General features: G+C 59.9%; 26 protein-coding genes and 1 pseudogene. 3 read left to right on the top strand and 24 right to left on the bottom strand.

Annotated features, from left to right (window positions below; all coding sequences use genetic code 11):
- The 22 genes and pseudogenes from JTP94_RS05685 to JTP94_RS05580 all read right to left on the bottom strand — a co-directional run.
- Positions 1-145 (bottom strand): annotated as a pseudogene (locus tag JTP94_RS05685) (bifunctional methylenetetrahydrofolate dehydrogenase/methenyltetrahydrofolate cyclohydrolase); the annotation flags it as partial.
- 117 nt (positions 146-262) lie between these two features.
- Positions 263-2182 carry a succinoglycan biosynthesis transport protein gene (locus tag JTP94_RS05680; protein ID WP_204849546.1) on the bottom strand — a complete coding sequence of 640 codons (1920 nt, stop codon included), beginning with the start codon at positions 2180-2182 and terminating at the stop codon, positions 263-265.
- A 99-nt stretch (positions 2183-2281) separates the two neighbouring features.
- Positions 2282-3121, bottom strand: a complete 840-nt coding sequence (locus tag JTP94_RS05675; protein WP_204849545.1) for a WecB/TagA/CpsF family glycosyltransferase — start codon at positions 3119-3121, stop codon at positions 2282-2284.
- A gap of 261 nt (positions 3122-3382) precedes the next feature.
- A complete protein-coding gene (locus JTP94_RS05670) occupies positions 3383-3898 on the bottom strand; it encodes a hypothetical protein (RefSeq protein ID WP_204849544.1) in 516 nt (171 codons plus the stop codon).
- On the bottom strand, positions 3895-4263 hold the full coding sequence (locus JTP94_RS05665; RefSeq protein ID WP_204849543.1) for a hypothetical protein: 369 nt from the start codon (positions 4261-4263) through the stop codon (positions 3895-3897). The genes JTP94_RS05670 and JTP94_RS05665 overlap by 4 nt, the downstream gene beginning before the upstream one ends.
- 13 nt (positions 4264-4276) lie before the next feature.
- Positions 4277-4873: a rod-binding protein gene (locus tag JTP94_RS05660; RefSeq protein WP_204849542.1), complete on the bottom strand. Its 597-nt coding sequence runs from the start codon at positions 4871-4873 to the stop codon at positions 4277-4279.
- A 132-nt stretch (positions 4874-5005) separates the two neighbouring features.
- Positions 5006-5425, bottom strand: a complete 420-nt coding sequence (locus tag JTP94_RS05655) for a hypothetical protein (protein ID WP_204849541.1) — start codon at positions 5423-5425, stop codon at positions 5006-5008.
- 72 nt (positions 5426-5497) lie between these two features.
- Positions 5498-6250 carry a flagellar biosynthetic protein FliR gene (fliR, locus tag JTP94_RS05650; protein ID WP_204849540.1) on the bottom strand — a complete coding sequence of 251 codons (753 nt, stop codon included), beginning with the start codon at positions 6248-6250 and terminating at the stop codon, positions 5498-5500.
- On the bottom strand, positions 6247-8334 hold the full coding sequence (flhA, locus tag JTP94_RS05645) for a flagellar biosynthesis protein FlhA (protein ID WP_204849539.1): 2088 nt from the start codon (positions 8332-8334) through the stop codon (positions 6247-6249). The genes fliR and flhA overlap by 4 nt, the downstream gene beginning before the upstream one ends.
- Positions 8335-8483: 149 nt before the next feature.
- Positions 8484-8750 carry a flagellar biosynthesis protein FliQ gene (gene fliQ, locus JTP94_RS05640; protein WP_034513658.1) on the bottom strand — a complete coding sequence of 89 codons (267 nt, stop codon included), beginning with the start codon at positions 8748-8750 and terminating at the stop codon, positions 8484-8486.
- Between the two features lie 45 nt (positions 8751-8795).
- Entirely contained in the window at positions 8796-9278 is a 483-nt protein-coding gene (gene flgD / locus JTP94_RS05635) for a flagellar hook assembly protein FlgD (protein ID WP_204849538.1), read from the bottom strand.
- A complete protein-coding gene (gene flbT / locus JTP94_RS05630; RefSeq protein WP_204849537.1) occupies positions 9266-9718 on the bottom strand; it encodes a flagellar biosynthesis repressor FlbT in 453 nt (150 codons plus the stop codon). The genes flgD and flbT overlap by 13 nt, the downstream gene beginning before the upstream one ends.
- The gene (gene flaF / locus JTP94_RS05625; RefSeq protein WP_204849536.1) at positions 9715-10062 is read right to left on the bottom strand and encodes a flagellar biosynthesis regulator FlaF; all 348 of its coding nucleotides are present in this window, start codon (positions 10060-10062) and stop codon (positions 9715-9717) included. The genes flbT and flaF overlap by 4 nt, the downstream gene beginning before the upstream one ends.
- Before the next feature lie 37 nt (positions 10063-10099).
- Positions 10100-11143 (bottom strand): flagellar hook-associated family protein, encoded by a 1044-nt coding sequence (locus JTP94_RS05620; RefSeq protein WP_204849535.1) that lies wholly within the window; start codon positions 11141-11143, stop codon positions 10100-10102.
- Positions 11144-11146: 3 nt separating this feature from the next.
- Positions 11147-12622, bottom strand: a complete 1476-nt coding sequence (gene flgK, locus JTP94_RS05615) for a flagellar hook-associated protein FlgK (RefSeq protein ID WP_204849534.1) — start codon at positions 12620-12622, stop codon at positions 11147-11149.
- 24 nt (positions 12623-12646) lie between these two features.
- Positions 12647-13912, bottom strand: coding sequence for a flagellar hook protein FlgE (locus JTP94_RS05610; RefSeq protein ID WP_204849533.1), 1266 nt, complete (start codon positions 13910-13912; stop codon positions 12647-12649).
- 273 nt (positions 13913-14185) lie between these two features.
- Positions 14186-14857: a transcriptional activator Rem gene (rem, locus tag JTP94_RS05605; protein ID WP_034513670.1), complete on the bottom strand. Its 672-nt coding sequence runs from the start codon at positions 14855-14857 to the stop codon at positions 14186-14188.
- A 280-nt stretch (positions 14858-15137) separates the two neighbouring features.
- Positions 15138-15743, bottom strand: a complete 606-nt coding sequence (locus tag JTP94_RS05600; protein ID WP_271024353.1) for a transglycosylase SLT domain-containing protein — start codon at positions 15741-15743, stop codon at positions 15138-15140.
- Complete coding sequence (locus JTP94_RS05595) at positions 15673-17292, bottom strand: flagellar hook-length control protein FliK (protein WP_204849532.1); 1620 nt, start codon at positions 17290-17292, stop codon at positions 15673-15675. Before JTP94_RS05595 ends, JTP94_RS05600 begins: the two co-directional genes overlap by 71 nt.
- A gap of 2 nt (positions 17293-17294) precedes the next feature.
- The gene (motC, locus tag JTP94_RS05590) at positions 17295-18599 is read right to left on the bottom strand and encodes a chemotaxis protein MotC (protein ID WP_204849531.1); all 1305 of its coding nucleotides are present in this window, start codon (positions 18597-18599) and stop codon (positions 17295-17297) included.
- Between the two features lie 3 nt (positions 18600-18602).
- Positions 18603-20039 carry a MotB family protein gene (locus tag JTP94_RS05585; protein ID WP_204849530.1) on the bottom strand — a complete coding sequence of 479 codons (1437 nt, stop codon included), beginning with the start codon at positions 20037-20039 and terminating at the stop codon, positions 18603-18605.
- Entirely contained in the window at positions 20036-20668 is a 633-nt protein-coding gene (locus tag JTP94_RS05580; RefSeq protein WP_204849529.1) for a hypothetical protein, read from the bottom strand. Before JTP94_RS05580 ends, JTP94_RS05585 begins: the two co-directional genes overlap by 4 nt.
- 38 nt (positions 20669-20706) lie before the next feature.
- Between JTP94_RS05580 and JTP94_RS05575 the strand changes: the two genes are divergently transcribed.
- Positions 20707-20928, top strand: coding sequence for a hypothetical protein (locus JTP94_RS05575; protein WP_204849528.1), 222 nt, complete (start codon positions 20707-20709; stop codon positions 20926-20928).
- Here the strand turns inward: JTP94_RS05575 and JTP94_RS05570 are convergent.
- Together JTP94_RS05570 and JTP94_RS05565 are read right to left on the bottom strand one after the other, a co-directional pair.
- Entirely contained in the window at positions 20916-21896 is a 981-nt protein-coding gene (locus JTP94_RS05570) for a flagellin (RefSeq protein WP_204849527.1), read from the bottom strand. The two genes, JTP94_RS05575 and JTP94_RS05570, sit on opposite strands and share 13 nt — an antisense overlap.
- 258 nt (positions 21897-22154) lie before the next feature.
- Positions 22155-23075: a flagellin gene (locus JTP94_RS05565; protein ID WP_204849526.1), complete on the bottom strand. Its 921-nt coding sequence runs from the start codon at positions 23073-23075 to the stop codon at positions 22155-22157.
- Between the two features lie 438 nt (positions 23076-23513).
- Between JTP94_RS05565 and JTP94_RS05560 the strand changes: the two genes are divergently transcribed.
- Positions 23514-25001: a pyridoxal-dependent decarboxylase gene (locus JTP94_RS05560; protein WP_204849568.1), complete on the top strand. Its 1488-nt coding sequence runs from the start codon at positions 23514-23516 to the stop codon at positions 24999-25001.
- The gene (locus JTP94_RS05555; RefSeq protein ID WP_204849525.1) at positions 24995-26257 is read left to right on the top strand and encodes a RimK family alpha-L-glutamate ligase; all 1263 of its coding nucleotides are present in this window, start codon (positions 24995-24997) and stop codon (positions 26255-26257) included. Before JTP94_RS05560 ends, JTP94_RS05555 begins: the two co-directional genes overlap by 7 nt.
- The last annotated feature ends 72 nt before the right edge of the window (positions 26258-26329 follow it).

Below are 26329 nucleotides of genomic sequence, written 5' to 3'. Positions count from 1 at the left end.
AGGCGTGGCTGGCCGGATCGTCGCCGACGATGACAACGGCAAGCCCGGTCCTAACACCGGTCTCCGTCTCTAGCCCGCCGGCGGCAACCTTCACCGCCTCGATCACCGAAGCCGCCGCAATCTTTCCATCGATCACTGTCGTCACGCTCGTCTCCCGATATGAATTCGGCAGCAATCTACAAGCCGTCAGCCTGATGGAATTGCCTGCAAACGCCCTATGGTGTCTGAAAGTGGTAATTGCAAGGAGAAAACGGCGGGCCGATCAACCGCGCCCGACGTGCCTGTGCGCGGCATAGGTTTGAACCTTGGCACGCAGGAATGCCAGCTCCTGATGAATGCGCGTCCATTCATCGGCGCCGGCCGGTCGGCTTCCAATTTCCGGCATAGGGGCCGCAACAGGTTCGTCGGGAGCATCATGCGTTGACGGAAACTCCAGCTCGATATCGTGCTGTAGAGCGGTGGCGGGCACGGCGGCATCGCCGATTGCATCATCCTCCGTCGGCGCGGCCCCAGTCAGCCATTTGCGCAGGAAAACCAGGCAAAGCGCCAGGCCGAGCCCTCCCAGGAAGCCGATCGCCTGATTGCCAACAAGATCGTTGTCCAGCGGAGCTGCGGCTGCCGGCGACACCACGGTCATCGGCGCCCCGGCTTCCGGCGGAGCAATAATGGGACTTTGCTGATCCGCCTCGTAGCGGCTTTGCGCGGCGGTAACAGCATCCTGCAATTGCGCGAGACGGACGACGTCAACACCGACGCTCTTCTGGCTGAGAGCGGTCATACGCGCAGAAAGGGCCTGCTGGCTCTCAAGAGCGGCCTTCAGAGCTGCATCGCTGCTGACGACAAGCCGTTGCAGCTGGCTGCGGATGCCGGCCGAGAGATCATCGACCGTCGCCTGCTGCGCGAGCAGGCGAGGATGGCGAGGCCCAAGCTGCGTCGAGAGCTGCGTGAGCTGCGCCTTGGCGGCGTTGTAACGGCTGCGCAGATCATCGAGGGCGGCGGATGCCAGATCGCCCGGCAAGGCACCGCCGAGCACGGAAGCGGGTGTCGCGGATTTGACCGCCGAAACGCGGGCCTTGGCGCTACGCACCGCCAGACCGGCCGCTTTGATGTCGCTATCCAACTGCTGCCGTTGCTCCTGCAACGTCAGTGCCGCCGCGATCCTGTCTTCGCCATACTGCGCCTTGAAGCCCGCGAGCGCGGCCGAAGCGCGCTCGAGCTCCTTGCGACTGTCGTCGGCTGCCGTATCACCAAGGGCTGGCGTTCCCGCCGCCTGCGCGACGGCGGCATCATGGGTGGTGGCGACAGCCAGCCGATTGGCGATCTCGGCGGATCTGACCGGATCGCCCGTGGTGACAGCCAAGCGCAGGAGGCCGGTCGAGCCATCGACGCTCACGGCGACGCCCTTGCGAAGAGCGGCTTGCGCGCGCGACGGCGCATCGGAGGCATTGCCATTGCCGGACAAGAGTTCGACGGCAACGCCAAGAGCGCCCGCCCGGCTGCCGGTAAATTCCGGATCGCGATCCAGCTTCAGCCTGGCGACGACGTCGGAAAGGGCTGAAGGGGCGACCGCGCGCTTTGCGGCTACATCCAGCAATGCCTGGCGCGCCCTGCCCTCGCCTTCAGCATGCAGGATGGTCTGTGACATATAGAGCGGCGGCGGTGCGAGCATCGTCGGAATGGCCGCTCCCGCCAGCGAAGCTGCGATGACAAGACCGATGGAACCAATGCCAAAAGTCCGACGACGCGGCGGAGGGATTTGCTCACGAGGGGCTGGTGTGGCGGCCAGAGCCGGCAGCCCGGTTTCGCCGTCGAGCAGGTCGGGCACGAACTCCAGCAGATCGACGCCGGCTTCCGATGACGGACGACTGATCGGCTCGTCGATGTGGCGATGGCTCAGAATGCTGCTGATATGCTCGGTCAGAGACTGAGCCTGCTGTGAAGCTTCCGCCACGGATGCCCTTCGACCCGAGACGGGATAGGGATCGCCGTCCAGCATTCTGCGGAGGATCGCGCGCAGCTCCGCATCGCGTGGATCGTCGGAGTTGGCCGCACGCAGATGGGCGGCAACGGAGGGGCCATTGTCTTCCCGGTGGGAGGAGACACGCCGGTGCGGCCCGCGCGAAACCTCGAAGGCTTCCGCATCGTCAGGGTAAAATCCGAGCCTTGCTTTGCTTTCCGACATGGCAGGTCATCTCGCGCGCATGGTCGAGGACCGATGCGAATGGTTAACCCACTCTAAATTTTCATGCCAAAGAAATGGTTAACGCCACGTCGGCGATCATCAACTTGCCAGCTTATCTCGCGATACGAGCAGCGGCTGCGGCGCTTCCTGTGGTTCTGCACGAAGGATACGTTCCTTGCGGCCGAACTGGTGCCGAACCACCTGATAGAAGAACTGCGGCACGCCGAGGACATAGCGCCGCCACAACCTGTTTGGTTCCAGCAGCAGGCGGAACATCCATTCGCTGCGCAATGCGCGTACCAGCCCCGGAGCGCGCGGCACCGATCCGGAAAAGAAATCGAACAGCGCGCCAACGGTCAGCACCAGCCGCGCATGCTGCGGACCGATGTTTTCGGCAACCCATTTTTCCTGCAGCGGCGTCCCCATGCCGACGATCAGCACATCGATCTTCTGCCTGCTGATTTCCCTGGTTACCGCGTCGCTTCTCGCCGGATCGAAGAAGCCGTCCGAGACGACGATGAATTCATGCCAAGGCGCGTGTTGCCGCATTCTCTCTGCGGCCTTCTCGACGATCGCGCGACGGCCGCCCACAAGACCGATGCGTTTCGGCCGCTCCATGAAGGTCAGCAGCGCCGGCACAAAATCGGTGCCGTTCAGATTGGCGGGAAAGGGCTCTCCATGGGCGATCCGGGAGGCGATATCGAGACCTACACCATCGGGCAAAACGAGATTGCGCTCCAGAACCTCGCGATAGCTCTCGTCGCGCAGCATCACCAGCATGTTATGAGCATTGACGAAGGAAATTGCGGTATGTCCGACCGGCAGGGATGCAAGTTCATCGATGAAGGTCAGCGCATCTTCCCAGTCGAGATCGCAGACCGGCAGATCGAAGATCATGCGGCGTGACGCGAGTACGGCGAAATCAGCGACCGGGTTCAATCCAACAACCTCCTGCCGGCAGCGCTCAACCATATTCGGTGCCGGCGATACAAGGCGCGCCTCCGCTGCCGTTCGTCGGTGCGGCAACAATGGAGGCATGCATAGGAGGTGCTTATAGCAAGGCAATTCCAACCTTCCGTTAGAATAAAGCCTTGCAATTGCGCGAAATCGGCAGGGATTTTTTAACTTTGCCGTCGGGCGGCAAATCCTTGTTCGCCGCCCCTCGGATGGAGCGGCACTATCGCCTTGCCAGGACGATATCTACTCAGCAGTCGCGGTTTCCGGAACGATCTTCACCGGCTTGACCGTTTTCTTGCCGACGGTTTCCCCGCCATGGGTCTCTTCCTTGGAGAGGTAGTCGAGCTGTTCGATCAGCACGTCGGCAACATAGTCGCCGCCGAGCCGCTCGTTCATCCCCTTCTTCAGATCGCTGCGAAAGGCAGCGACATCGAAGCTCTCGGTGTGGGCGATATCGATCGCCTTGTTGCCGATCAGCAGCGAAAAGAGCTCATCGGTCGTCAGTTCCGGCAAGGGTATCTGCACAGTGTTTGCCTTGCCCTTCTCCATCATGAAGGAGATACGGGTCAGGAAATAGCCGGTCACCTGGCCGTTGGCGATAACGGGAACATTGATCGATTCGCCCTTGACCAATTCCTGCTGTGCCCTCTTGGCATCGTCAGGACTGATCGCGGGCGCCGTCGCCGTCTGCACCGAAAAATAGACCGAGGCCAATGTTACGGCGCAAACCCACAGACCGGTGAGAACGAGCTTGATCATCCGGCCTCACGGACGCGGAATTGCTCTTGAGAATAGGTGCCATCCGCATCGACGTTCTGCACCGCGCTTCTCAGAATATCGGCGACCGCACGCACGGCCTCGAGATGAGCCTCGACGCGACGCGCGTTCACAACCAGTTTCTTCTTCAGACCATGAAGCTGCTCGATATGAGCGACGGCGAGGTCCGCCGGATCGGTATCCCGAAACAGCATCGACAATTCGTAGAGGCAGCGGCTCTTATGAGCGTTCGACACCTTCAGATCGAACTCCGGGTCGGTGCCGATCCGGTTGTTCTCGTTGTCGATAATCATCTCCAGGCGGCCAAGGACCGATTTGATTCGATAGTCCTGCGACATCACTTCCATGGTATTACCTCGCTTATGCTTTCTGGGACGTCAGCGTGTTCTGATTGGTGATGCTGGTATCGCTATCGCTACTGTCGTCAGCCGCGGCAAGCGTCTTGCGCTGAAAATCCGTGATGGCGCTGAGGGCCATCTTCTTGTCGTTCTCATTGGTCGCGGAATTGATGGCGCCGGTATTGCGCATCTTGGTGACCTGTTCCTGATACATCTTTTCGGCGATGCCGACGCCGCCGTTCTTGGCGATCGTGTTGCCCAGCTGCTCGGCCATCATGCCTTTCCAGATCTCGCCCGCCGAACCCTTGCCATAGAGCGTCTCGCTGCTCGGCAGCATGTTCTTCACGAAATTCTGCAGCATCATGGCTTCGAACTTGCGATAGACCTGCGGTACCTTCGTCGGGGCCGCATTCGTATTCGCATTGCTGAGGCCGGCCTGCGTCCCAGCGCTGTTGAGCGCATCCACTGTCGAGCCGAAGCCGTTGCCGTTCTCGGCCAGGCTTGTGGCGGCGAAGGCTGCTCTGTTGGCGGCGAGCTTGGCCTGGGCAGCCTCGACATCGGTCGGATCGGCGGCCTTGACGACATCCAGAACCAAATCACTCGGAGGCGAAATAGCCACGTCACGTCTCCTTCTGCTATCGCATGCCCCGGAAACACACGATGCATCGATCGCGCGGAGGGCATGTCGAATCAAACGGTCAGAGCAAGCGGGCAACCCAACGATGCACGTCCTGCTCCATGATCGCGGTGATTATGGTTTTTGAACCTTGCTGGAGGCTGGCGTTGCTGCGGCGAAGTGCTGATCGACGATGTCGTAGACCGCATTATCGTCAGCTTCACGCGTTTCGAGCTCCCGAGCGTCCTTCATATGCTCTTCCAGCCGGTCTGCCTTGGTGCGCTCCTGCTGGACCTTCATCTGAATCAGCTCCTGAATGCCCTCAAGCTGCTGATCCCTGATCGTCAGGCGGCCGTAGCGGTCGGCATATTGCATGGAAAACGCCATATGAATGGGGTCGGCGGAGCTGATCGCATCCATGACCCTTTCCATCGATGCGGTGACATCGGAGCGCTGACGCGTCGTATCGGCAAGCTCGGTCTCGGCTATCCGTTCCAGATGCCGCTGCACCGCGACGAGGCGCTTCAGTTTTTCAGAACGACTTCTTTCCGCCATATCCTACCTGCTCACCGTCTGTGCGTTCCCGAGCCCGTCCGAAGTGCGCTGCGCAGCCTTTCCGCTCATCCGCTAATGCCCGTTGAAGACGGTGAGGAACGCATTGGAGAACTGGCTGATCATCGCCGCGATACTGAGATAGAGCATGAACAAGCCGCCCATCAGAAGATAGGGCGTGGAAATGAAATAGATCGGTATCTGCGGCGCCAGCTTGTTGATGAAGCCGATCGAGATCTGGAACATCAGGCCATAAAGCAGAAAAGGGCTCGCCAGCCGCAACATGATGAAGAAAGTCGCCTCCAGCGCGTCCGTGATGGAGATCAGCGCGGCTCGGGGCTCGATATGCCCGCCGAAGGGAATGAGGGAATAGGAATCGACCAGCGCCTGCAGAACGTAGTGATGAAAATCCAGGATGAAGAGAATCATCAGCCCGCAAAAGCTGATGAGGCTGGTCAGCGAGGTCTCGCTTGAATCCTCGATGATATCAGCGCCAGCCGGAGCGTTGAAGCCGATCATCATCGATATGACCGTACCGGCGAACTGCAGGCCCAGCGTATAGATCCGGGCCATCATGCCATACATCAGACCGATGATCGTTTCGGTGAAGATCAACGCTATATAGCTCGCGCCGCTCTTCGACACTTCGGGATAGATCGTATTCCAGAGCAGCGGCAGGATCGCCATCGACAAGGCCACCGAGATCAGCAGCCGAATCTGCGTCGGCACCCGGCCAGACGAAAACCCCGGAAGCACCATCATGCAGCCGCCGATGCGGCAAAAGGCGACGAACAGCGCCAGAATGGTACCCTGGGGGTCAGATATCATGAAATCGAACCTAGAATCTTGATCTCGATCCCCTTGGCCAATTCCACATGCGACAGAACCGGAAGTGTCGCGAACAAGCGTTCGATGATCATGCGCACATAGGAGCGCGTTTCCGGCGACGTGACAAGAACGAAGGGCATGCCTCGGTCCATGTATTCACGGATAACTTTGCCTGCCTGCTCGCTGAACTCCTCGAGGCTGCGCGGATCGATGTCGAACTCGACGACCTCGCCCTTCTGATCGCGCTTCAGCGCCTGATGGAAGACCAGGTCCCATTTGCTGCCGAGGCGCAGCACTCGCAATACGCCGTTGTCGGCCAGATCGCCGCAGAGCTGCTGCGCCATGCGCACGCGGACATGCTCGACGATCTGCTCCGTCTTGCGCACGTGCGGCGCAAGTTCGGCCACGGCTTCGAGGATGAGATGCAGGTTGCGGATCGAGACGCGCTCGGCAAGCAGCAGCTTCAGCACCGCCTGCAGGCCGGAATAGGACATATGCGACGAGCAGATCTCGTCGGCGAGCTTCTTGTACTCGGGATCGAGACGTTCGATCAGTATCTTCACGTCCTTGTAGGACAGAAGTGCGGGCAGGTTGTTGCGAATGACCTCGCTCATATGGGTGAGCACGACGGAAACATTGTCGATCGGCTGGAAGCCTTCGCGCTTCAGATCCTCCGTGAAGGCTTCGAGAACGGACACGGCCGGCATGCCGAAGGCGGGTTCGCGGATGTCATCGCCCGGAACGGTGGGTTTGCGGCCCGCGCCGGTGACGACAAGCACTTCGCCGACGCGCAGCACATTGGAGGCGATCGTCGTGCCGTGGATGCGGATCTGATACGACTTATCGGCGATGGCCATGTCGTCGATCACCTTGATCTCCGGCACGACGAAGCCGTATTGCGTCGCGAACTTCTTGCGCATCTTGCCGACGCGGAAGGCCAGTTCCTGGTGGGCGCCAAGCAGGCGGGTGGAGACGATCTTGCCAAGCGCCAGCTCGATCTCGGCGGTCTTCAGAACCGACTTGACCGAATCCTTCTCCATTTCCTTCGTGTGCATCACCTTCTGCTCCTCGGCGTCGCGGCGAAGCTTGTTCTCGGCTTCGATCTGGCGCGGAATGAACCAGGCGCCAGCAGCCATCAGGCCGCCAAGGAACGTGAAAGGCAGGAAAGGCATGCCGGGCATGACGGCCAGGATGCCCATCAGGACCGCCGACACGGCGAGCGCGCGCGGATAGCCGCTCAGCTGATTGATGACGGCCTGGTCGGTGGAGCCGGAGGTGCCGCCGCGCGAAACGAGGAGGCCGGCGGCCAGAGACACGATCAGCGCCGGCATCTGCGAAACCAGACCGTCGCCGACGGAAAGCTTGACGAAGACGTCCGCGGCCTGGCTGATCGGCATGCCGTGACGGAAATAGCCGATGATGATGCCGCCAAAGATATTGATGCAGGTGATCAAAAGGCCGGCAACCGCGTCACCGCGCACGAACTTCGAGGCACCGTCCATGGCACCGAAAAAGGAGCTTTCCTCTTCCAGCTCCCGACGGCGCCGCTGTGCCTCCTTCTCATCGATCAGGCCCGCCGAAAGATCGGCGTCGATCGCCATCTGCTTGCCGGGGATGGCATCCAGCGTGAAGCGGGCGCCGACTTCGGCGATACGGGTCGCGCCCTTGGTGATGACGATGAAGTTGATGGTGATCAGGATCATGAAGACGATCAGACCGATGACGAAATCGCCCGACATTACCAGGCTGGCGAAGCCCGCAATGACGCCGCCGGCGGCGTCATGCCCTTCATAGCCATGCGAGAGGATGACACGCGTCGTCGCGATGTTCAGCGCCAGACGCGTCATCGTGGCGATCAGAAGGATGGTCGGGAAGGACGAAAACTCCAGCGGCTTCTTGATCCACAATGCCACCATGAGGATCAGCACCGAAAGCGCGATCGAAAAGGCGAGCCCGAGATCGATCAGGAACGGCGGGATCGGCAGGAACAGCACGCAAAGGATGACCATGATGCCGAGGGCGAACCCGACATCACGCATACTGGGATTGGCTTTGGGGAGTGCTATTGCGGGTGGTTGTGCCATCGACCGGTTCCGTCTCTTCATGAGAGGAGGCAAACGGCTGATCCGCTTACCCTATTCAAACCGATCTTTAAGAGGCGAAGCTTGTGCGAGAATGGTTTATAGCCAGCGAAACGTATGAACCGAAAGCCGTTTCGGCCTTCGGCTCCGATCTAGAAGCCCGATTGGATTCGGGAAAAGACGAGATTGGTAAAGATCCCAATCTGCGAGCCGACGAAAGGGGCCGTGATGCCGATGGTCACCATGACGGCGACGATCTTCGGCACGAAGGTCAATGTCGCCTCCTGCACCTGGGTCAGCGCCTGAATCAAGGCGATCACCAGACCGACAACCATGGCTGCGAGAACCGCCGGGCCGGAAGCCACGAGCACCGTCCAGATCGCCGCCTGGAAGATATCCAATGCATCGGCTTCATTCATGGCATCTTCACCTCAGGTTCAGCCAGCTCCTCATGAGCTGCTGCTCTAGTTCGTACTCGACGAATCGCTGGTGCTAGTATCGCTCGTTGATGTCGTCGTATCAATGGTCGTGCCGGCCGGGGCAATCGTCACGCCGGCCTGGATCAGGACCTTGTCGCCCGCCTCGGTCTCGGCGATAATACCGTCCGAATAGACGGTTACTTCCTTGATCGTGCCCGTGACCGTGCCGTCGGCGCTCTGGATTTCCTTGCCGATATAGTCGGACGCCTGCGAGATCCATTGGTTCTGCAACACCGTTTCGAGGTGCGAGTTCGTCTGAATCTGCTGCTCGACCTGAGAGAAGCTGGCAAGCTGCGAAATCTGCTGGGTGGCATCCATCGGAGCGGTCGGATCCTGGTTCTTCATCTGTGCGATGAGGAGCTGCAGGAAGTCGTTATAGTTCAGGGTAGCGCTCGCAGAAGCCGCGGCAGCGGTACTGGTGGAATCGCTCGTGCTCGTGCTGCTCGTGACGGCATCTACCGCTGCCATGGAGCGATCTCCCGGCGAATGTGCTCGATCGTGGCCGCCGGCATTTCCTGAGTGTTCAGGATATTGTCCTCGACCGGATAGAGCCCGCGGATCGCCTTCAGTGCATCGAAGGCGCGGCCGGTGGCCACGAGGCCGTCGATACGCTTCAATTCGGCCAGCACTTCCTCATTGTGGAAGCAGGACAGCAGCATGACGATCGACTTGCGGAACATCATCATCGACTGTTCCTTGCCCTCGGGATTGATGAGGATCATCTGCGCGATGAAGTAGAGCTGGCGCAGCGGGGTGTTCGCGTCCTCGGGCTGAAGCACGTGGTTCTCAAGGAGGAAAGTCACATCATTCAGGAATTCCAGGGCGACCTTGCGATCGACACGCAGAACGGCCCCATTTATAAAGATCTTTTCCCCGGCTTTAAGCGATATGCGAAGCGTACTTTTCATTTAAGTCCATCCCTGATGATGGTGGTGACATCGATGATGCCTTGATAGTTTACCGACTGGCGCCGCCGGATCCGATCGCATTCCTTCAATATCCAGATGGCGATCGAAATTAGGTTGGCGCGCAGTTCGACATTGAGCTGGTTCTCCGGACTTTTAAGGTCCTCGACGAAGCTGACCCATACGCGTCGCGTATAGAACAGGGCTTCAATCGCTTCACGGCCGTATTTCCCCGCATCACGGGCCGCAGAGAGAAGGGCAATCGACCGGTCCAGAACTTGTCGTTCTCGCTCTTTGGCGTCGGCCACTGCATCCTGCATGACTTCCGCATATGAGAACTGATACATTCATGCATCCTTCCTGGTCATTACTTCCCTTTGATCATCAAAGGTAATTTACAAGGCTTAGTTGTTGGATCTTGGAGACGATGGTGTAAGCGGTCTCGAGCTGGGTCTGGAGGCTATTGACCTTGGTCGAAGCCTCGTAGGGATCCACTCCCGTCAGGTCGCCAATATTGGTATTGAGAATGGTCTTCTGGGCATTCAGAGCAGTGTTTGCATCCGTCAGGCGCGACTGAGAGAGGCCGAGCTGGCTCGCCTGGGTGTTAAGCCCGTCTATCGCCTGGCGCGCATAACTGGTCGCCTGGTCGGTGACGGCATTCAATGCGTCCTGACCGAGACTAGGCGTCGTACTCATCAGCGAATTGGCAACCGTCGTTGCGAGTGCCAGATAGCGCATACCCGAGGAATTCGCATTTGTCGACGAATCGATGACTTCAGAGTTACTAATCCGGCTCGTCATGTTCTGATCCGACGCACTCGACCAGCTAGACCAACCGCTGTCGGACGTGACCATCGGCTCGACAATGGTCGTGATGAAGTCCTTCATCTGGTCGCCGCTGAGCTGGTCCACAGTTGTGCCATTGTCCGTGGCATACTGCGTCAGCGCTGTCTGGATCGCCGTGGTCGTCGCCGAGGAGTTGTCGGTCACCGGCTGCACGTCGGTGTTGGTGCCGGCGAAAAGATATTCGCCGTTGACCATGGTATTGGCGTCCGCAAGGAAGCTGGACATGGTCGCCGTGGCCGTCTGCTGCGTCAGCGACACGCTGCTGCCGTCGGTGTTGCCGCGCAGCGCCACCAACTGATCCATGAACTTCTGGGCCTGGGAGCTCATGTCGCTCAAGGCCGTCTGCGACGATGTCATTCGCTGGTTTGCGATCGAGTTGCTGCTGAGGATCGAATCGATGCGCGTCACTTCCCTCGTCAGATTGACGTTCTGCGTCGTGCTGCTGCCCAACGAAACGCCAATATCCGCATAGGTACCGGTGGTTGCCTCTGTCGAAGCATCCGTCATCTCGTTCTGCGCCTGACGGATCGTCTGGCGCATGGAGTTCTGAATGGCCGTGCTCGAAATGAAAGAAAGTTTCATGGCTTAGCTCGCAATATCCAGTACCGATTGAAGCATCTCGTTGACTGCGTTCAATATCTTGGTTCCAGCCTTGTAGGACTGTTCGATATCCATCATCAGCGTCAGCTCTTCGTCGAGATTGACGCCGGTCGCGTTTGAATAGGCGCTTGAGGAGCGCGAGAGTGCCGCAGATGTGTTTTCACCCGCCGTCGTTGCCGTGCTGCGCTGCCCCTCGAGCCAGCCGATAGAGCTGGACGAATAATCCATGAGGCTGGCGTTCGTGTCGGAGCCCGCGCTGGAGTCGAAGTCCATCTTCGTGTTCATGGATGTGATATAGGCATCCAGCTGGGTGGAATAACCGCTATCGCCGCTGGTGTTGACGACATAATCCGTACCGTTGATACCGCCGTCGCGCAGGAGGTCCGGATTGCCGCCCTGCGAGGCGATCAATGCCGAGTTGACGGTGATCGAGCCGGCCATACCCGTGACGACCGATGCGCTGGTCGGAACAGTACCGTCGCTCCAGGTGAACAAACCGGTCTGTGCCGCTGCGGTAGGATCCGACTGGTTCTTCTCCGAGAAGACCGTTACCAGACCGCGCGCGATTTCATCGAGTTGCTTCTGGTAGGTCGGAGCGACGTCGTCTCGAACCTGCAACGACGCCTGCAGGCTACCCTGCCCTGTGGTGGCGGCGCCCTGACCCGCAGGCAATGCAACACCATCGATGTAGACATTGTTGCCGACAGTGCCTGCCGTGTAGGAATTCGTCGGCGTAAAGGTCACCGAGCGTGGAATGGTCTCGAAGAGGGTCGCACCGTTCGTGGTGTAGAGCGCCACGTCGTTGTTGGCGCGCGTCACCGTCGTCACACCGACGATCTGCGAGATCTGCTTCAAGACGGAATCGCGCTGATCGAGCGCATCGGCAACCGCGCTCGAAGTAGGTCCGGCGGTTGCCGTCGCGGACTTGACCGCGTCGTTTGCCGTCTGGAACTGATTCAACAGACCATTCAGCGTATCGACATCGGACGCGATCTGCTTATCGGCATCGGCCCGGGTGCTCTGCACCGCGGTCGTGGCGTCGTTGAGCCCAGTGGCAAGGCTTTGAGCCGCATTGATGGCGGATTGAGCCGCCGTGGTGCTGGACGGCGACCCCGCATAAGTCTGCATCGCCGTCTGAAAGGTGGACAGGTAGGTTGCAGGTGCGGTCTCGTTGTCGTTGCCGCCAAGTGTCGCTGACTGAAGGCTGTTATAGGCCTTCAGAAGCAACTGCTGCGCAGAGTCGGCCGACGCGTTGCTGAGATAGGCCTTCTGCAGCGCTGGCTCATCGGCGCGAGCGATCTTCACGACCTGCGCGCCAGACATGTCGGTCGTCAACATCGCCTGGCGACGCGAATAATCCGCGTTGCTAGCATTGGAGATATTGTTCGATACGACGCTGCTCTGCGCGCCTGTATTGTTGAATATCGCCTGTGCGTTATTGAGTGCTGTTGTGAGCGACATGACTGACTCGATACCCTATCCGTTTTAACGTTGCAGGTTGACGAGAACGTCGAGAAGATCGGAACCGGCCTGGAAGACCTTGGAGTTCGCGGTGTAGCTCTTCTGCGACACGATCATATTCGTCAGCTCGGTTGCGAGGTCGACGTTGGATTCCTCCAGTGCGTTGGACTGGATGTAGCCGAACCCGCCGCTCTGTGGCCAACCACTGACCGTTACGCCGGACACACCATTCGCTGAATAGACGTTTCCGGTTTCCACAGTCAGATTGTCAGGGCTTGCCACCGTGGCGAGCGGAATGCGGTAGAGTGCTTTGGTCGAGCTGTCCTTGTAGACGGCGTTGACAGTGCCATCCTTACCGATGGTGACGCTCGTCACCGGGTTGGGAGCCTGACCGTTCATCTTGCCGGTGGCGCTGAAATCGGTGGCTACCTGGCTGAAGCCGGTGAAATCCATGGCAATGGTCTGCGAGTTGGATCCGAAGGTGACGTCGAACGTGCCGCCCGATGTCAGCGCACCATTGTCGTCGAACGTCAGGGTCGTGCTGCCGACAGCGCCGGAAGAATAGGGGAACGGCGTGTCGCCCGAAGCGGCGTCCGCCTTGTTGTAGACCGAGACATCCCAGGTGTTGTCGGCAGTCTTGGTGTAGTAGACGTCGAAGGTGACGGCGTTGCCCTGACTGTCGTAGCCCGTAATCGAAGCCTTGCTCGTGTCGGTGGTGACTGGCGACTGGTTTTCGGACGGCAGGTATCCGGTCGCGCTGCTGGTGGCGATGTCGGCGTTGGAATCGAGATTACCCGACATGGTGCCGGTCGTCGTCGCGACCGCAGTTACGCCACTCTGGTTGACATTGATCGGGACCATGCCGCCGAAGCCGTTGACGACAACCGAAGGGGAGCCAGCCGCGGCGGAATAGCCCATCAGCGTAAAGCCGGCGGAATTGACCAGGTTGCCGCTGGCGTCGGCCGAGAAGTCGCCGGCGCGGGTTAGAAACGTTTGTCCCGCCGCGCTCTGAACGACGAAAAAGCCGTTACCCTGGATTGCAAGGTCGGTGCTCGAAGTGGTGGACGATACGTTGCCCTGCTGCGAAATCGCATAGTGAACCGAAGTCTCCACGCCGCCGGAATTGTAGCTGCCGCCCGAAGAAGGCAGCACGAGGGAGGAGAAGCTCGTCGTCGCCTCTTTGTAGCCTGTCGTGCTGGAGTTGGCGATATTGTCAGAGACGGTTGCCAAACGATTCGCTTGCGCATTCATCCCTGAAACCGCGGTTTTCATGCTACCGAAAATGCTCATCTGGAATCCTCGTTTTCCTTCTTGCGACTGAGAGTAGGTGGCGGGCCTTGCGTGAAGCTGTCTGAGAGGAGGAAAAGTCATTCATCGCGAGGTGACTTTTCAAAGAGCGTCGCATTGCATCCGCCCGGGCATCAGCGAGACGCCAAACGGTAAGAGACGACGCACCTTCGAAAGGAAACATCAGCCTGACGACTGCCCAAGCAAAAGCCCGAGAATCGCTGGATTCCCGGGCTTCTGTTTGAATTCAACTGGCTGGAGGCAGGAGCGGGAGCTTCAGCTCCAATCGATGCAGTAACCAAGGAAGCGCTTGGAGTCGACCGGATCGAAACCAAGCTTCTTGCGCAGCTTCTTGCGCAGCTTCGAGATATGGCTCTCCACCACGTTTTCTTCGACTTCCTCATCGAAGATGCCGTAGATGGCATTGAAGATTTGCGTCTTGGTTACCCGGCGACCGCGATTGGCGATCAGGTATTCCAGGATGCGCCGCTCACGCCGTGGCAATGCAAAGACATCACCGTTGATTTCCGGGTCGCGACCATCGGCAAAGATGCGAATCGCGCCGATATCGGTATAGTTGTTGATGGCCTTGAGCCTACGGCGGATTGCCGCGGCACGCGCCAGGATCTCCCGCGGATGCACCGGCTTGCGGACCACATCGTCGACGCCACAATCAAAAAGCGCAAGAGTCGATTCAAGCGAGGGATGATCGCTGACCGCGATGACGGGTGCCATCGTCCGGTCACGGATCGCCCTGGGAAGCTCGTGTACGTGCTGTCCCTGCCCGATTAGAAATGCCTCGACCGCCGCAATATCGCCCTCTGCCGCCGTCGTGACCCATTCGCCAAATTCGCGAGGATCAAATCCCGTGGACGGGATGCCCTCCCGTCCAAAGAGTGAAGTATATCCGTCCTTAACAAGCTCTCGCTCATCAACCACTACGATCATTCGTCCGCCTCCGAATCAGTGTGGTGTTTCGATGAACTATGGGTACGAATCGGGCGAATCACGAACAACTGTCGGAAATGAGTGACGGGAATTAATAATTGATTAACTTTCAAGGAGCGATTTGCACTAGATATAGTGGGTGCTCGGCAATTTACACCGATAAAAAAGTAGTTAGTTATTACATTACGAATATGCGTAATTCAGGCCATCTCGCGGCTGTCAACTACATCGAAAGGGTTAGTGGCGGCTAACCGGAAGCGGTATGCAACCTATAGGTTGTCTAATCCTGGCAGAAGGTCGCCGCGTTGGGCGTCCATTTTCCGTAGCCCGTGGCAACCAGATTGGCGATCACGCGGCAGACATAGACCTTCTGGGCGGGGTTATTGTTCGGACCGGCGTGGTATCTAGCTACCGCCATCGTCCAAGTCTCATGCTGGTCATGGAGGTTGCGGAGAAACTTGGCGGCATACTCGACGTTACTGCGAGGATCGAACATAGCGGCAACAGAGGCGAAATTCTCGCCGTGGAAATACTGGTTTATCTGCATGCAGCCGATATCGATAAGCTTTGCGCCGTTCTGTCGCGCTGCGGCGAAAGCTTGCAGGGCGGCATTTTCGGACGGCGGGAAGACCGGCCGGCCTTCGATATTGAGGGCGTAAGGATAGAGCGAACCCTTGCGTCCCGTTTCCGTCAACCCGACCGAGTAAAGGATTCCTTCCGGTATTCCGTATTTCGCGGCGGCCGACTGAATCTCACGTTCGCAGAGGCCGGCGGCACCGTTATCGGGTGGCGTCGCGTTTCCGGATGCGAACGCCTCACAGGTAAACTGCGCCAGAGCGAGAACGCAGAGCGTTGCCAGCAGCGCCGTCTTCCACGCCGCGCTCACCCGAGCTGCGATTGCCGTTATTGCCATTTGCCTGCTGTCCCGAATAGTTCTGGCCCTTCGGCCGTGCATCGCCGCCTTGCCCCTGGTTCAAGAGGGATTGCTGTTGCGACTGCCCCGATCCGGATTGCCGGCTGCCGGTGTCGGACTGTTGATCCGCATTCGACGCCATCGTCACCGTGATGCTGTCGACCTGATAGCCCTGAGCCCGCAGCGCATCGACCATGCGGCTCTGATCGGCATGGAGCTGTCTGTAGGCCTCGCCTGTCTGCACCTTCAGGTCGACGCTCAACTGGTCGCCGGAAAGCCGCATGGTGGCCGTGACATCGCCGAGATTGTCGGGGCGCAGCTGGATCTTGAGGGTGTTGACGACCTTGCCGGTGCTCGTCTGACTTGCTGCGTTGGAGAGCGCCGAGCCCGGCTGCATCGCAGCCGACCACTCGCGATCGCCCGCAAGCGAGCCGGCAACGAGCGCCGAGTTGGGGCTAGCGGTCAGGCCCAGATAGCGGCGACTGTCGAGCACTGTGACCGACTGCCCATCGCCGTTCGCCGAGGCCGCCACATTGACATCTGCCGCGTCGTCACCATTCTTGGTGATCGACATGTCGAGCGAGCCGCCTCGTCCATCTGCGCGCGCCACCCGAAATGTCTGCGCCGTATCCGCTTCATTGCCGTCGCTTGGCAACGCCGCCGTATTGTCCGACGAGTCTTGCGTCAGCGCCGCCTTGCCGAGCACGGCTCCCTGAACCTTCGTATCGCCTGTAGCCTGACCATTTGGTACCGCTACGGCTTGCGCCGCGGCAACGGTCTGCGGAGCGTTGAGGAGCGACAAGGCGTCCGAGATCGTTCCAGCCGTATGCGCGCCTTGTGTCACTGAAGACTTACCGTCATCAGTGGTTGACGTGCCTTTGCCACCCTTTACGACCGGTGTCTTGCCGTCACCTTCGCCCGGTGCCGGCTGGTCAACGGCGGTGGCCACCTCGACCAATTGCTGCGCGATATCGGCGAGCTGATCCAGGCTCTTGGGCTGCACTGGCACTTTACCCGCCTCACCCGCTTCGGAAGAGGGCATGGCCTGATCCGTCGTCGCGGCAGCCGGGTCAGTAGCGGAGCCGGCGGAAGCATCGGCCGCAGCCGCCTTCTGAAGCTCTATCAACGACTTGGAGAGAGTGGCTGTCCCTGCACCTTGGGCAAGCTTGGCGCCCTTGGGCAGGCCGGCGAGATTGGCCAGATTGGCGGCGGACGTATCGATCATTCCAGCCCCGGCATCGATGCTTTCGTCGACAGCCAGAGCGCTGGAAGCCAGAGCGTCAGGCGCCTTATCGCCCGACGCTGCCTTCCCCGTATCCGTATCCGTGTCCTCGTTCATATCGGCAGCGGCATTCGCGTCGGTACCGGCACTCGTCCCCGACGTGTTACGTCCGTTGCCGAGTGAGCCGGTCAGCGCATCCAGAAATCCCTTGCCGTCATCCTGTTTTCCCGGGCGGGCACCCTTGGCGGAAGCAAGAACATCCACCCCCGAAGAGGCGCCGGATATACCGATGTCGTTCATGATCAATGACTTTCCTGCTTCAACATGCCGTCGATCGCATCAAGCTTCGAACGGCTCGTCGTGACGAATGCATTGAACGAAGAGTCGGCCTCCTGCCGCCCTCCCTCCGGGGTACGAGCCGCGCTTGCCGCGGCTCCCTCCTCAACACCCGCCGTGCCGGGCAATTGGCCTCCCGGTTGATTCGTCACAGCAGCATCGTGTTCAGTACTCTGTTGGTTTGGCAGATTAGGAAGAGTGCCTTGCCCGAGGCTTACGGGGTCCGGTGCGCGCAGGATCTCCTGCGCCACCGCCTTGGCAGCATCGCGCAACGCACGATCCTGCGTGTTCAATTCACCCGCAGGCATCTGGTTGAGATTGTTGACCGCCGATTGCAGAGCTGGCGTGGATACGCCCGCAACCCCGCCGTAGAAGCCCGCCAATGCGCCGAAGGCATCGCTACCGTCATTTGATATCGCCTGGGCGCGACCGGCCGCGAGCGTCGCGAGATCGGACTTGCCGGCGATCGCCGCGCGGCGTGCCATACGCAGATAGATTTCCCGTTGCCTGGGAGGATCCATGAAGGAGAGGATATCGACGATATCCTGCTGTTTGACATCGGAGTCGTGGTCGACGACCAGCTGCACGAAAAGATCGGCGAACTGGCTTGCATAGGGCGAATGCAGAAAGCGCCTCGTGTAGCGCTGCGCATATTCGAGCCCTGATGGCACCAGCCCGGCATCGGCGCACAGTGCAAGCGAGCGTCGAAGTGCCGATTCCTCTACGATCGTCCCCGGTGCGGTCAATCGCGCCCAGTCGTAAAGCTTCAAGGCCGCCGCCGCGTTCTTGCCGGACATCACATTGCCGGCAACCAGTGCGAGGTAAGGGCCGATCGGCTTGTCACGATATTCCTTGGCAATGTCGGCGAGCGTGTTGACGACCAGCAGACCCTTGCCGTTCAGATACTTCCTGAGAAGGTCGGCAACCCGGTTGTCGAAATTGCCGTTGACGTCGCGCGACATCAGATATTCGAGTGTTTCCGGATTGCCACCGCTCATGGTGTAGATCAGGGCCGCATCGACGTTACGGTCGTCGTCGAAAACAGCCTTGTCCGCATTGCGCAGGCGCTCATCGATTGTGGCCAGCATGAAACGCTGCATTTCACCGGCGGAGCTGTCGCCCGCGACGACGGAATCCTGGATGAATTCGAGCGAGCGCAGCATCTTGTAGAGTGGCAGGATGTCCTGCCCCTCGGCGCGCACGCCCCCCGGCAGGAGCATGCCGAAGGTCAGCGCGAGCACAAGGCTATGACGATGCTGTTTGCGCATCATGGACTATCCCTGTTTGCCTTGGCCTGACTTGCCCTTGCCCGGGACGGGCTTCACGGGGTTCTGGGTATCGGGAGGTGCCTGGTCTTTCGACGCCTGGCTCGACGGGTTCGCAATCAGGATCTCGATACGGCGATTGGCGTCGTTGAAGGGATCGTCGGGCAATTTCAGGCGCCGGTCCGCAAAGCCGGAGACCTGCACGATTCGCTTCTCATCCAGTCCGCCGCCGGTCAGCATATAGTAGGCACTCTGGGCGCGGTCGAGCGACAGCCGCCAGTTGTCGTTACGGCCGCCAACCATATAGGGGCGTCCGTCGGTATGGCCCCGGACCAGGATCGATCCCTTGCGCTCAGCCAGGATCTTGCCGATCTTCTCCATTGCCAGCACCATTTCCCGGCGCGGCACGGCGGAACCGATGTTGAACATCGGGTCGTTGCTCTGATCGGAGATCGTCACCAACAGACCGCCTTCGGTCGACGTGACCTGCAGACCCTCGGCCAGCTGGCCCGCGACACCGTTGATCTCAGCCTGTATCGCCTGCTGCAGTTCCTTGGCTTCCTGCTGCTGCTCCTTGGTCGGCGTCGTGCTCTTGCCCTGCGCCACGGCGGCGTTGTCCTCGAAGGTCGAGGCATCGCTCTGCCCGACGGCGCTCGCGGTCTGTGCCGACTTTCCTGCCCGATTGTTCTGCTGCTGCGCGCCGGATGCCTGCTGCTCGCTCACCGTCGGTTGCTGTTCCGGGGTCTGAGGCTGATTGGCCGGCTGGCCGGTATCGGCAGCGGTTGCCTTGGAAAGCGCGATGACTTCGCCCTTTGGCGACTGATCCGACTTGGCGGACTGTTCCTCGTTCGCATTCTTCGACGCGCTGGAGACCTTGACCTGCTTGGTCCAGAAATCCGGATCGAATGGATCGCGATAGGCCTGACCGCCGTCCGCGCCCGTGGCCGGACCCGACTGGGCGGCACCGCCCTCGCCCTTGGCGCTGACATTGGCCTGCTGACCGACTTCCTGTGCGATTTCCGCCAGGACCGAATAGGGGTTCTCGAAGAAGTCAGCCTCCGAGTAGTTCGTCTCGTCGCCGGAGGTGGACGTCAGGTCTTCGCCCGTCTTGGCGGATTTGCCGTCGTTCGGTCTGTCTTGCGGCTTATTTGATTTCTGCTGATTCTTCTCGCCTTCAGCCTGGTCGACAGGCTTCTTGAGACCCTTCTCCGTCGGCTTCTCATCGGCAAGCTTGATCGGATTGAAATAGGAGGCGACCGAGGCCTTCGTTTCCTCGTTTGCGGCGTTCACGAGCCACATCACCAGGAAGAACGCCATCATGGCCGTCATGAAGTCGGCATAGGCGATCTTCCATGCACCGCCATGGCCGGTATCCTGATCTTGGCCGCTATGCCGCTTGACGATGATGATCTCATGCTTGCCGTGATTTTGATCGCCGTCGCTCATTTCAGAATCTCTCTCAGGCTGGCGGCCCAGGCGGACATGCGCGTCACAAGAACGCTATCGCCGATCGTGACGGCGAGATCGACATCCGGCGCTTCGACGTGGCGCAGGAGAGCGCCATCGTCGCCGAGATGGGCGTGAAGGGCTTCAAAGAGATGATGGGGCCCGCTAACCACAATCGGACCGGCGCTGCCGTCGAGGATCGCCGCCTTGACCAGATCGGCGAGATCGGCGACGGCGCTGGCGGTCAGCGTTTCGGTCATGATCGGCGCAAGCACCGCGGCGGCTTCCGCGCTGATCGCCTGGCCGAGCATCGTCGCCATACGCGTCATGTCTGCCGCAATCCTTTCCGCCGCCTGCTCCTCATAGCGTGCCCGCAGGGCGTCGATTTCGCTGCGGAACGAGCCCGCCATGGCCTCGAGCTCAACCTGATGCTTCTCAGACAGTTGCTGCGTGGCCGCCTCGTGCCCTTCCGCATATGCCTCGCGGCGCTCCGCCTCGATATCAACCGGCGGCTCTACCGGACTATCTGGGACAACGGCCATCTCGCCGAACGCCATGTCCACCACGTCGGAGGATGGTGCCTGTTCGGCGCTGAAATCCTTGAGGTATCGGGATAATACCAAGCTCACGCGTGCATCTCCCCGTTCACATCGGCAAGGCGCTGCGAGTGGATACCATAAGAGGGCCGAACAATTCCCATGCTCAAAACGTCGATCATCACGCTTCCGGTTTCCGTCCTGTGGCTGCGCTGCCGGAAATGACGACTGATGTCACCGGCAAACTGCGCAACCATGCCACTGCGATGGACCGTAGGCAGTCAAACTTGTGCGAGGATGAAGACAGGACCGTCGCCGATCTGGCCGCGCCGCCCGACCATCATTTCGCCTGAAGGAGAATCAACACCTTGTTCGCCATGCTATTGGCGATCGACAATGACTGGACGCCCATCTGCTGCGCCGTCTGGAGGGCATTCTGCCGCACCGACGCCTCTTCCATGTTCGTATCGACGAGATCGCCGACACTGCTCTTGATGGCGTCACTGAGCTTGGAAATATAGCTGGACTGGTCATCGATGCGCGACTTCATCAGGCCCAGGGTCGAATCCGCCGAGGTTGCCGACGTCAGAAGCGAATTCGTGACATTGAGCATATCCGTCAATTCAGCGTCCGTCGTGCTGCTCGAGATCGCGATTTCCGTCCCGCCGGTCGGCGTCGTGCCGCTATCGGCGGCCAGAAGATAATAGTTGCGGGCCGTAGTGCTGCCACTGCTCGAGGTGTCGAACGTGCTTGCATCGACATTCTTGGTCAGCAATCCGCGGCTCGGATCGGCAGTATCGATCATCAGGGTTTGTGAACTGTCGTAGTTGATCGACACGAGGCTTATCTGCCCGCTGGCACCGCGGGTGAAGTTGCTGATTACGGATTGCTGCGTCGTGGCCTGCTGATTGGTATTGTAGAGCCAGTTCTCGCCGGAGAAGGACGCCGACTGCGTGACCGATTGCAGCTGACTCTTGAGCTGCTGAATATCGGCGTTGACGGCATCCTTGTTCGTGCCGGGCTCCTGCGCCGAAACCAACTTCGCCTGGATCTGGGTCAGCAGGCTTACGACGCTATCCATGGCCGTGGACGCCGTGTCGACCTTGGACGAGCCGAGGCCGAGTGCGTCCGTAATCGTGGAAAGGCTGCTCTGGTCCGAGCGCATCGTTGTCGCCATCGACCAATAGGTGGGATCGTCGCTTGCAGTTTCGACGCGAAAGCCGGATGAAACCTGCTGCTGCACGATACCCAGATCTTTGTTGACTCCGCGTAACACGGTCAGTGCCGCGGACGTGGCACGATTCGTCGTCACATTGCTCATCTGAACATCCGTAATTCCATTGGAACTGGCAAACCGGGCCGATCCGGCAGCAACGATTGGCCTCATGCCCACCAGCGGGAGAGATCCCGGCACGGCCCGTCGCTAAAACAAGGTGCCGAAATCGCTCCAAAGAGATCGAAAAACGGGCCCTGCGCAGAAAACTGCAAATCAGTTACGCGGCAAGGTTAACAAAAGCTTGTGCGCGGCGACAAGAGAGAAAAGCCGCCGCGCCATCTCAACGTAAGCTCCGGTCAAGGCTCACTTGAAGAGCGCCAGGACGTTCTGCGCGCTGCTGTTGGCGATTTGCAGCGATTGGATCGCCAGTTGCTGCTGCGTCTGCAACGCCGAAAGCTTGCTCGACTCTTCTTCCATGTTCGCATCGACGAGCTTGCCGACGCCCGAGTCGATCGTATCCTGCAGGGAGGAGACGAAGCTGGTCTGCAGATCGATGCGTGTCGAGAGCGAACCGAGCTGCGAAGCGGTGCTTGTCATGGCGTTGAGGGCGCCTTGTACAAGGTTCATCGATTTGGCGATATCACCGCTCGTCATGTTGGTGATATCGAGGCTGAATACGGAATAGGATGTGCCGTTGATATCCTGCTTGGTACCGAGGATGCCCGAACTTGTATCGATGGCGCCCGCAGCATCCGCGCCGAACATGACATTGCCCTGCGACCCGGTATCGAAGCTGTAGCTGGTGCTGTTGACGGCAACAGTACCGTCATTGTTGCGCACGAAGGAAGAGACGACGGAAGCCGACGCACCATCGGCCGCAAACATCCAGTTTTGTCCGGAGAAGGAGGCGGATTGGGCAATGCTCTCCAACTGCTGCTGAAGCTGCGCGAGCTCCTCCTGCACATCAGCCTTGTCGACGCTGTTTTCGGTTGCGGCGACGAGCTTGTCCTTGATCTGCTGAACGACGGTGATGGAATTGTCCATTGCCGTATAGGCCGTATCGACCTTGGCCGCACCCAGCCCCAGCGCGTCGGAGACGGCGGAGAGCGCGCTGTTGTCGGAGCGCATGGTGGTTGCAATCGACCAATAGGCAGCGTTGTCGGATGCCTTGGCGACACGATAGCCGGAAGAAACCTGGCTTTGAGTATCTTCGAGGTTCGTATTGATGGAGCGCAGAGTCTGAAGAGCGGACATTGCCGCGTTATTGGTGAGGATGCTGGTCATCGAAGGGTGCCCCTTGTGGCTGAGTTTGGAAGGGACATTCCGGTCTGCGGCCGGGAACGGCAATCAGCCTCATGCTTGTTAACCGGCTCTTAAGAGTGGTTAACCAACCGTTGCGTTAGCTGCAAATGACAGCATTAGCCTTAACAAAAGGTTAATGCCGCGCGTAAAAATTAACGGAATCATATTTCCCGGAGAATAGCCAATCGAGCCCTCGGGGAATCCATCTGCACCACCTTGCATTGCGTATGCCCAAGAGCTTTTCGCTCCGCGCGCATGAAAGCATCGATTTCGGGGGGATCTTGCCATTTTGGAGCGTTTGAACAACGCAAGTCAGCCTCGCGCCATCTTGGACGGCATAGCATTGCGCCGATCCGACGAATGTCGAGTAAGACGCGGCCAGGCGGCAATGTCGGCCCAACGGCCGATTACGAGGTGATGATGTTTAGCTTGCAGGACGCCGGACGGATGGCGGATGATCGCCATCAGCGGACGAGCCTCGATCCCGACGACTGGCAGGCCTTGCGCAAGCAGGGTCATCAGATGCTGGACGACATGTTCGATCATCTGCAAACACTTGCTGCAAAGCCGGTCTGGCAACCCGCCCCGTCTTCCGGACGCGCGCTATTCGATGCACCATTGCCCATCGAAGCAAGCGACCTCGAAGATGTCCATGCGATTTTCCGCGACAACATTCTCCCCTATGGCAGCGGCAATATCCATCCGGGATTCATGGGTTGGGTGCAGGGCGGCGGCACGGTTACCGGCATGCTTGCCGAAATGCTCGCCGGAGGGATGAACGCCAATCTCGGCGGGCGAGACCACATGCCGATCGAGGTCGAACGCCAGATCATCCGCTGGACACGCCAGATATTCTCGTTTCCGGATACGGCCGGCGGCATATTCCTGACCGGCGCGTCTCAAGCCAATTTCGTGGCGGTGCAACTTGCAAGATGCCGCAAACTCGGCGCCGATGTTCGAGCGACGGGGCTATCCGACGAAGCTCGGCTGGTGGCCTATGCGTCGCGTGAGGTGCATGGCTGCGTGCCGCGCGCCTTCGAGATGTCCGGGATCGGCAGCGATCAGCTGAGGCGCATCCCGGTCAACACCGCCGGGCAGATCGATGTGCCCGCCTTGGAGCAGGCGATCCTGCGCGACAGGCAAGAGGGGCACACGCCATTTCTCGTGATCGGAAGCGCGGGAACCGTGAATACCGGCGCCGTTGACGATCTGGCCGCCCTGCGCGGCATCGCTGACCGCTACGATCTTCATTTTCACGTCGACGGTGCGCTGGGCGCGCTGGGTATCCTGAGCGAGGATCTCGCCGATCTGTTCGCGGGCATCGAGACCTGCGATTCGCTGGCCTTCGATTTCCACAAATGGGGCCAGGTACCCTACGATGCCGGCTTCCTGCTCGTTCGGGACAGCGAGTGGCAGCGTCAAACCTTTGCATCGGAAGCCGCCTATCTCAGCCGCGCAGCCACGGGCCTTGCGGGCGGCGACTGGTGGCCCTGCGATTACGGCCCGGATCTTTCCCGTGGCTTCCGCGCGCTGAAGACCTGGTTCACTCTAAAGACCTATGGCGTCAAGGCGCTGGGCAATGCGATGAGCGCCAATTGCATGCTGGCGCGCGGCCTCGCCCAAAGGATCGAGCGGGAACCGGTCCTGAAGCTGCTGGCGCCTGTCACGCTCAATATCGTCTGCTTTGCCTATGTCGGCCCCGACGGCGAGGCACCACCGGCCATTAACGCTGATATCGTCGAACGCCTCCATGCCGAAGGCCGGGTCGCTCCGTCTCTGACCCATCTGAACGGACAGCCGGCAATCCGCGCCGCGATCGTGAACCATCGCACGCGACAGGCGGACATAGACGCGCTCGTTCAGGGCATTTTGACACTCGGTTCCCGACAGGATCTTCGCCAATGCTGATGACCAAAGCCCCTTTTACCGCCTCGGCCTCACTGGACACGTCGGCCGCAGCCCGCATTCTGGGCATGCAGAGAATCGTATCGCTCGTCTATGCCGGCCGCGACGTGACGCCGCTCTGGAACGAGCTGATGCAGCGCGCGACGGCGGATCACACCGATGCCGCCGCATTCCTGGATCTGGCGACGATCCTGCAAACGCTGAGCCGCACCGAGGAGGCCCGCCAGATCCTGCACAATGCCGTGCAGCTGCGCCGCGATTTCTGTGTGGTCCATGGCAATGGAACCGGCCCGCGCCTTCTGGCCTTCGTCACGGAAGGCGATTTCATGGCGAACACGCCGGTGGACTTCCTGCTGGCCGGCAGCAATTGTGTGTTGTGGTTGCACTATGTCGACCTCGAGACCACCGCGCTCGCAGATCTGCCGGAATACGACGTGGCCTTCATGGCAATCGGGGAATCGACCGAAAACGCACCTCTCCTCGCCCATATGAAAAAGCTGCTTGCAGGTTTCGACGGCCCTGTCATGAACCGCAATCCCGAACTGATCAGCAGGCTGACACGTGATGGCGTGAGCGAAATGCTGGCCAATGAACCATCAATCCTCTCGCCGGCCACCTATCGCGTATCACGTCAGGATCTCGTCGCCGTGGGCGCGGGTGTCAAACGCCTGGAAGACTGCGTTCCGGGCCTCGCATTCCCGCTCGTCATCCGGCCGATCAGCACCCATGCCGGCCACGGAATGGAGCGCATCGCCGATCTGGCGGGACTGTCAGCCTGGCTGGAGATACAGCCCGCTCCCGAGCTCTACGTCGCGCCCTTCATCGATTTCCGCGGCCCGGACGGCTACTACAACAAGCAGCGCGTCGTGTTCATCAACGGCAGGGCTTTCGCGAGCCACATGGCGCTCTCCGACCATTGGATCGTGCACTATCTGAGCGCCGGCATGGGGCAAAACCCGGCAAAGCGCGCCGTCGAGCAGGCCTGGATGGAGAACTTCGATACGGACTTCGCGGTTCGTCACAAGGACAGTTTTGCGGCTCTCCACCGCCACATCGGGCTCGATTATTTCGGCATCGACTGCGCCGAACTCCCCGACGGGCGCCTGCTGGTGTTCGAGCTCGATGTCGCGATGGTGGTCCACAATATGGATGATCCGGCCATCTATCCCTACAAGCAGGTCGCCATGCGCAAGCTGTTCGACGGCTTCGTCGATGCGGTTCGCGGCAAGGCTGGCGCAACACTCGCGGCCGCCTCGTAGAGGCCACCGCAGCAGCAAGCGACGAAAAAAGGAAAACCGCGCCTTTGATAGGCGCGGTTGACTTCTTGTTCA

The organism is Martinezella lusitana (assembly GCF_016901135.1).
Classification (GTDB): Bacteria; Pseudomonadota; Alphaproteobacteria; order Rhizobiales; family Rhizobiaceae; genus Rhizobium; species Rhizobium lusitanum_D.
The sequence above is the reverse complement of the archived record's forward strand: the minus strand, read 5'-3'. Positions and strand labels throughout refer to the sequence as shown.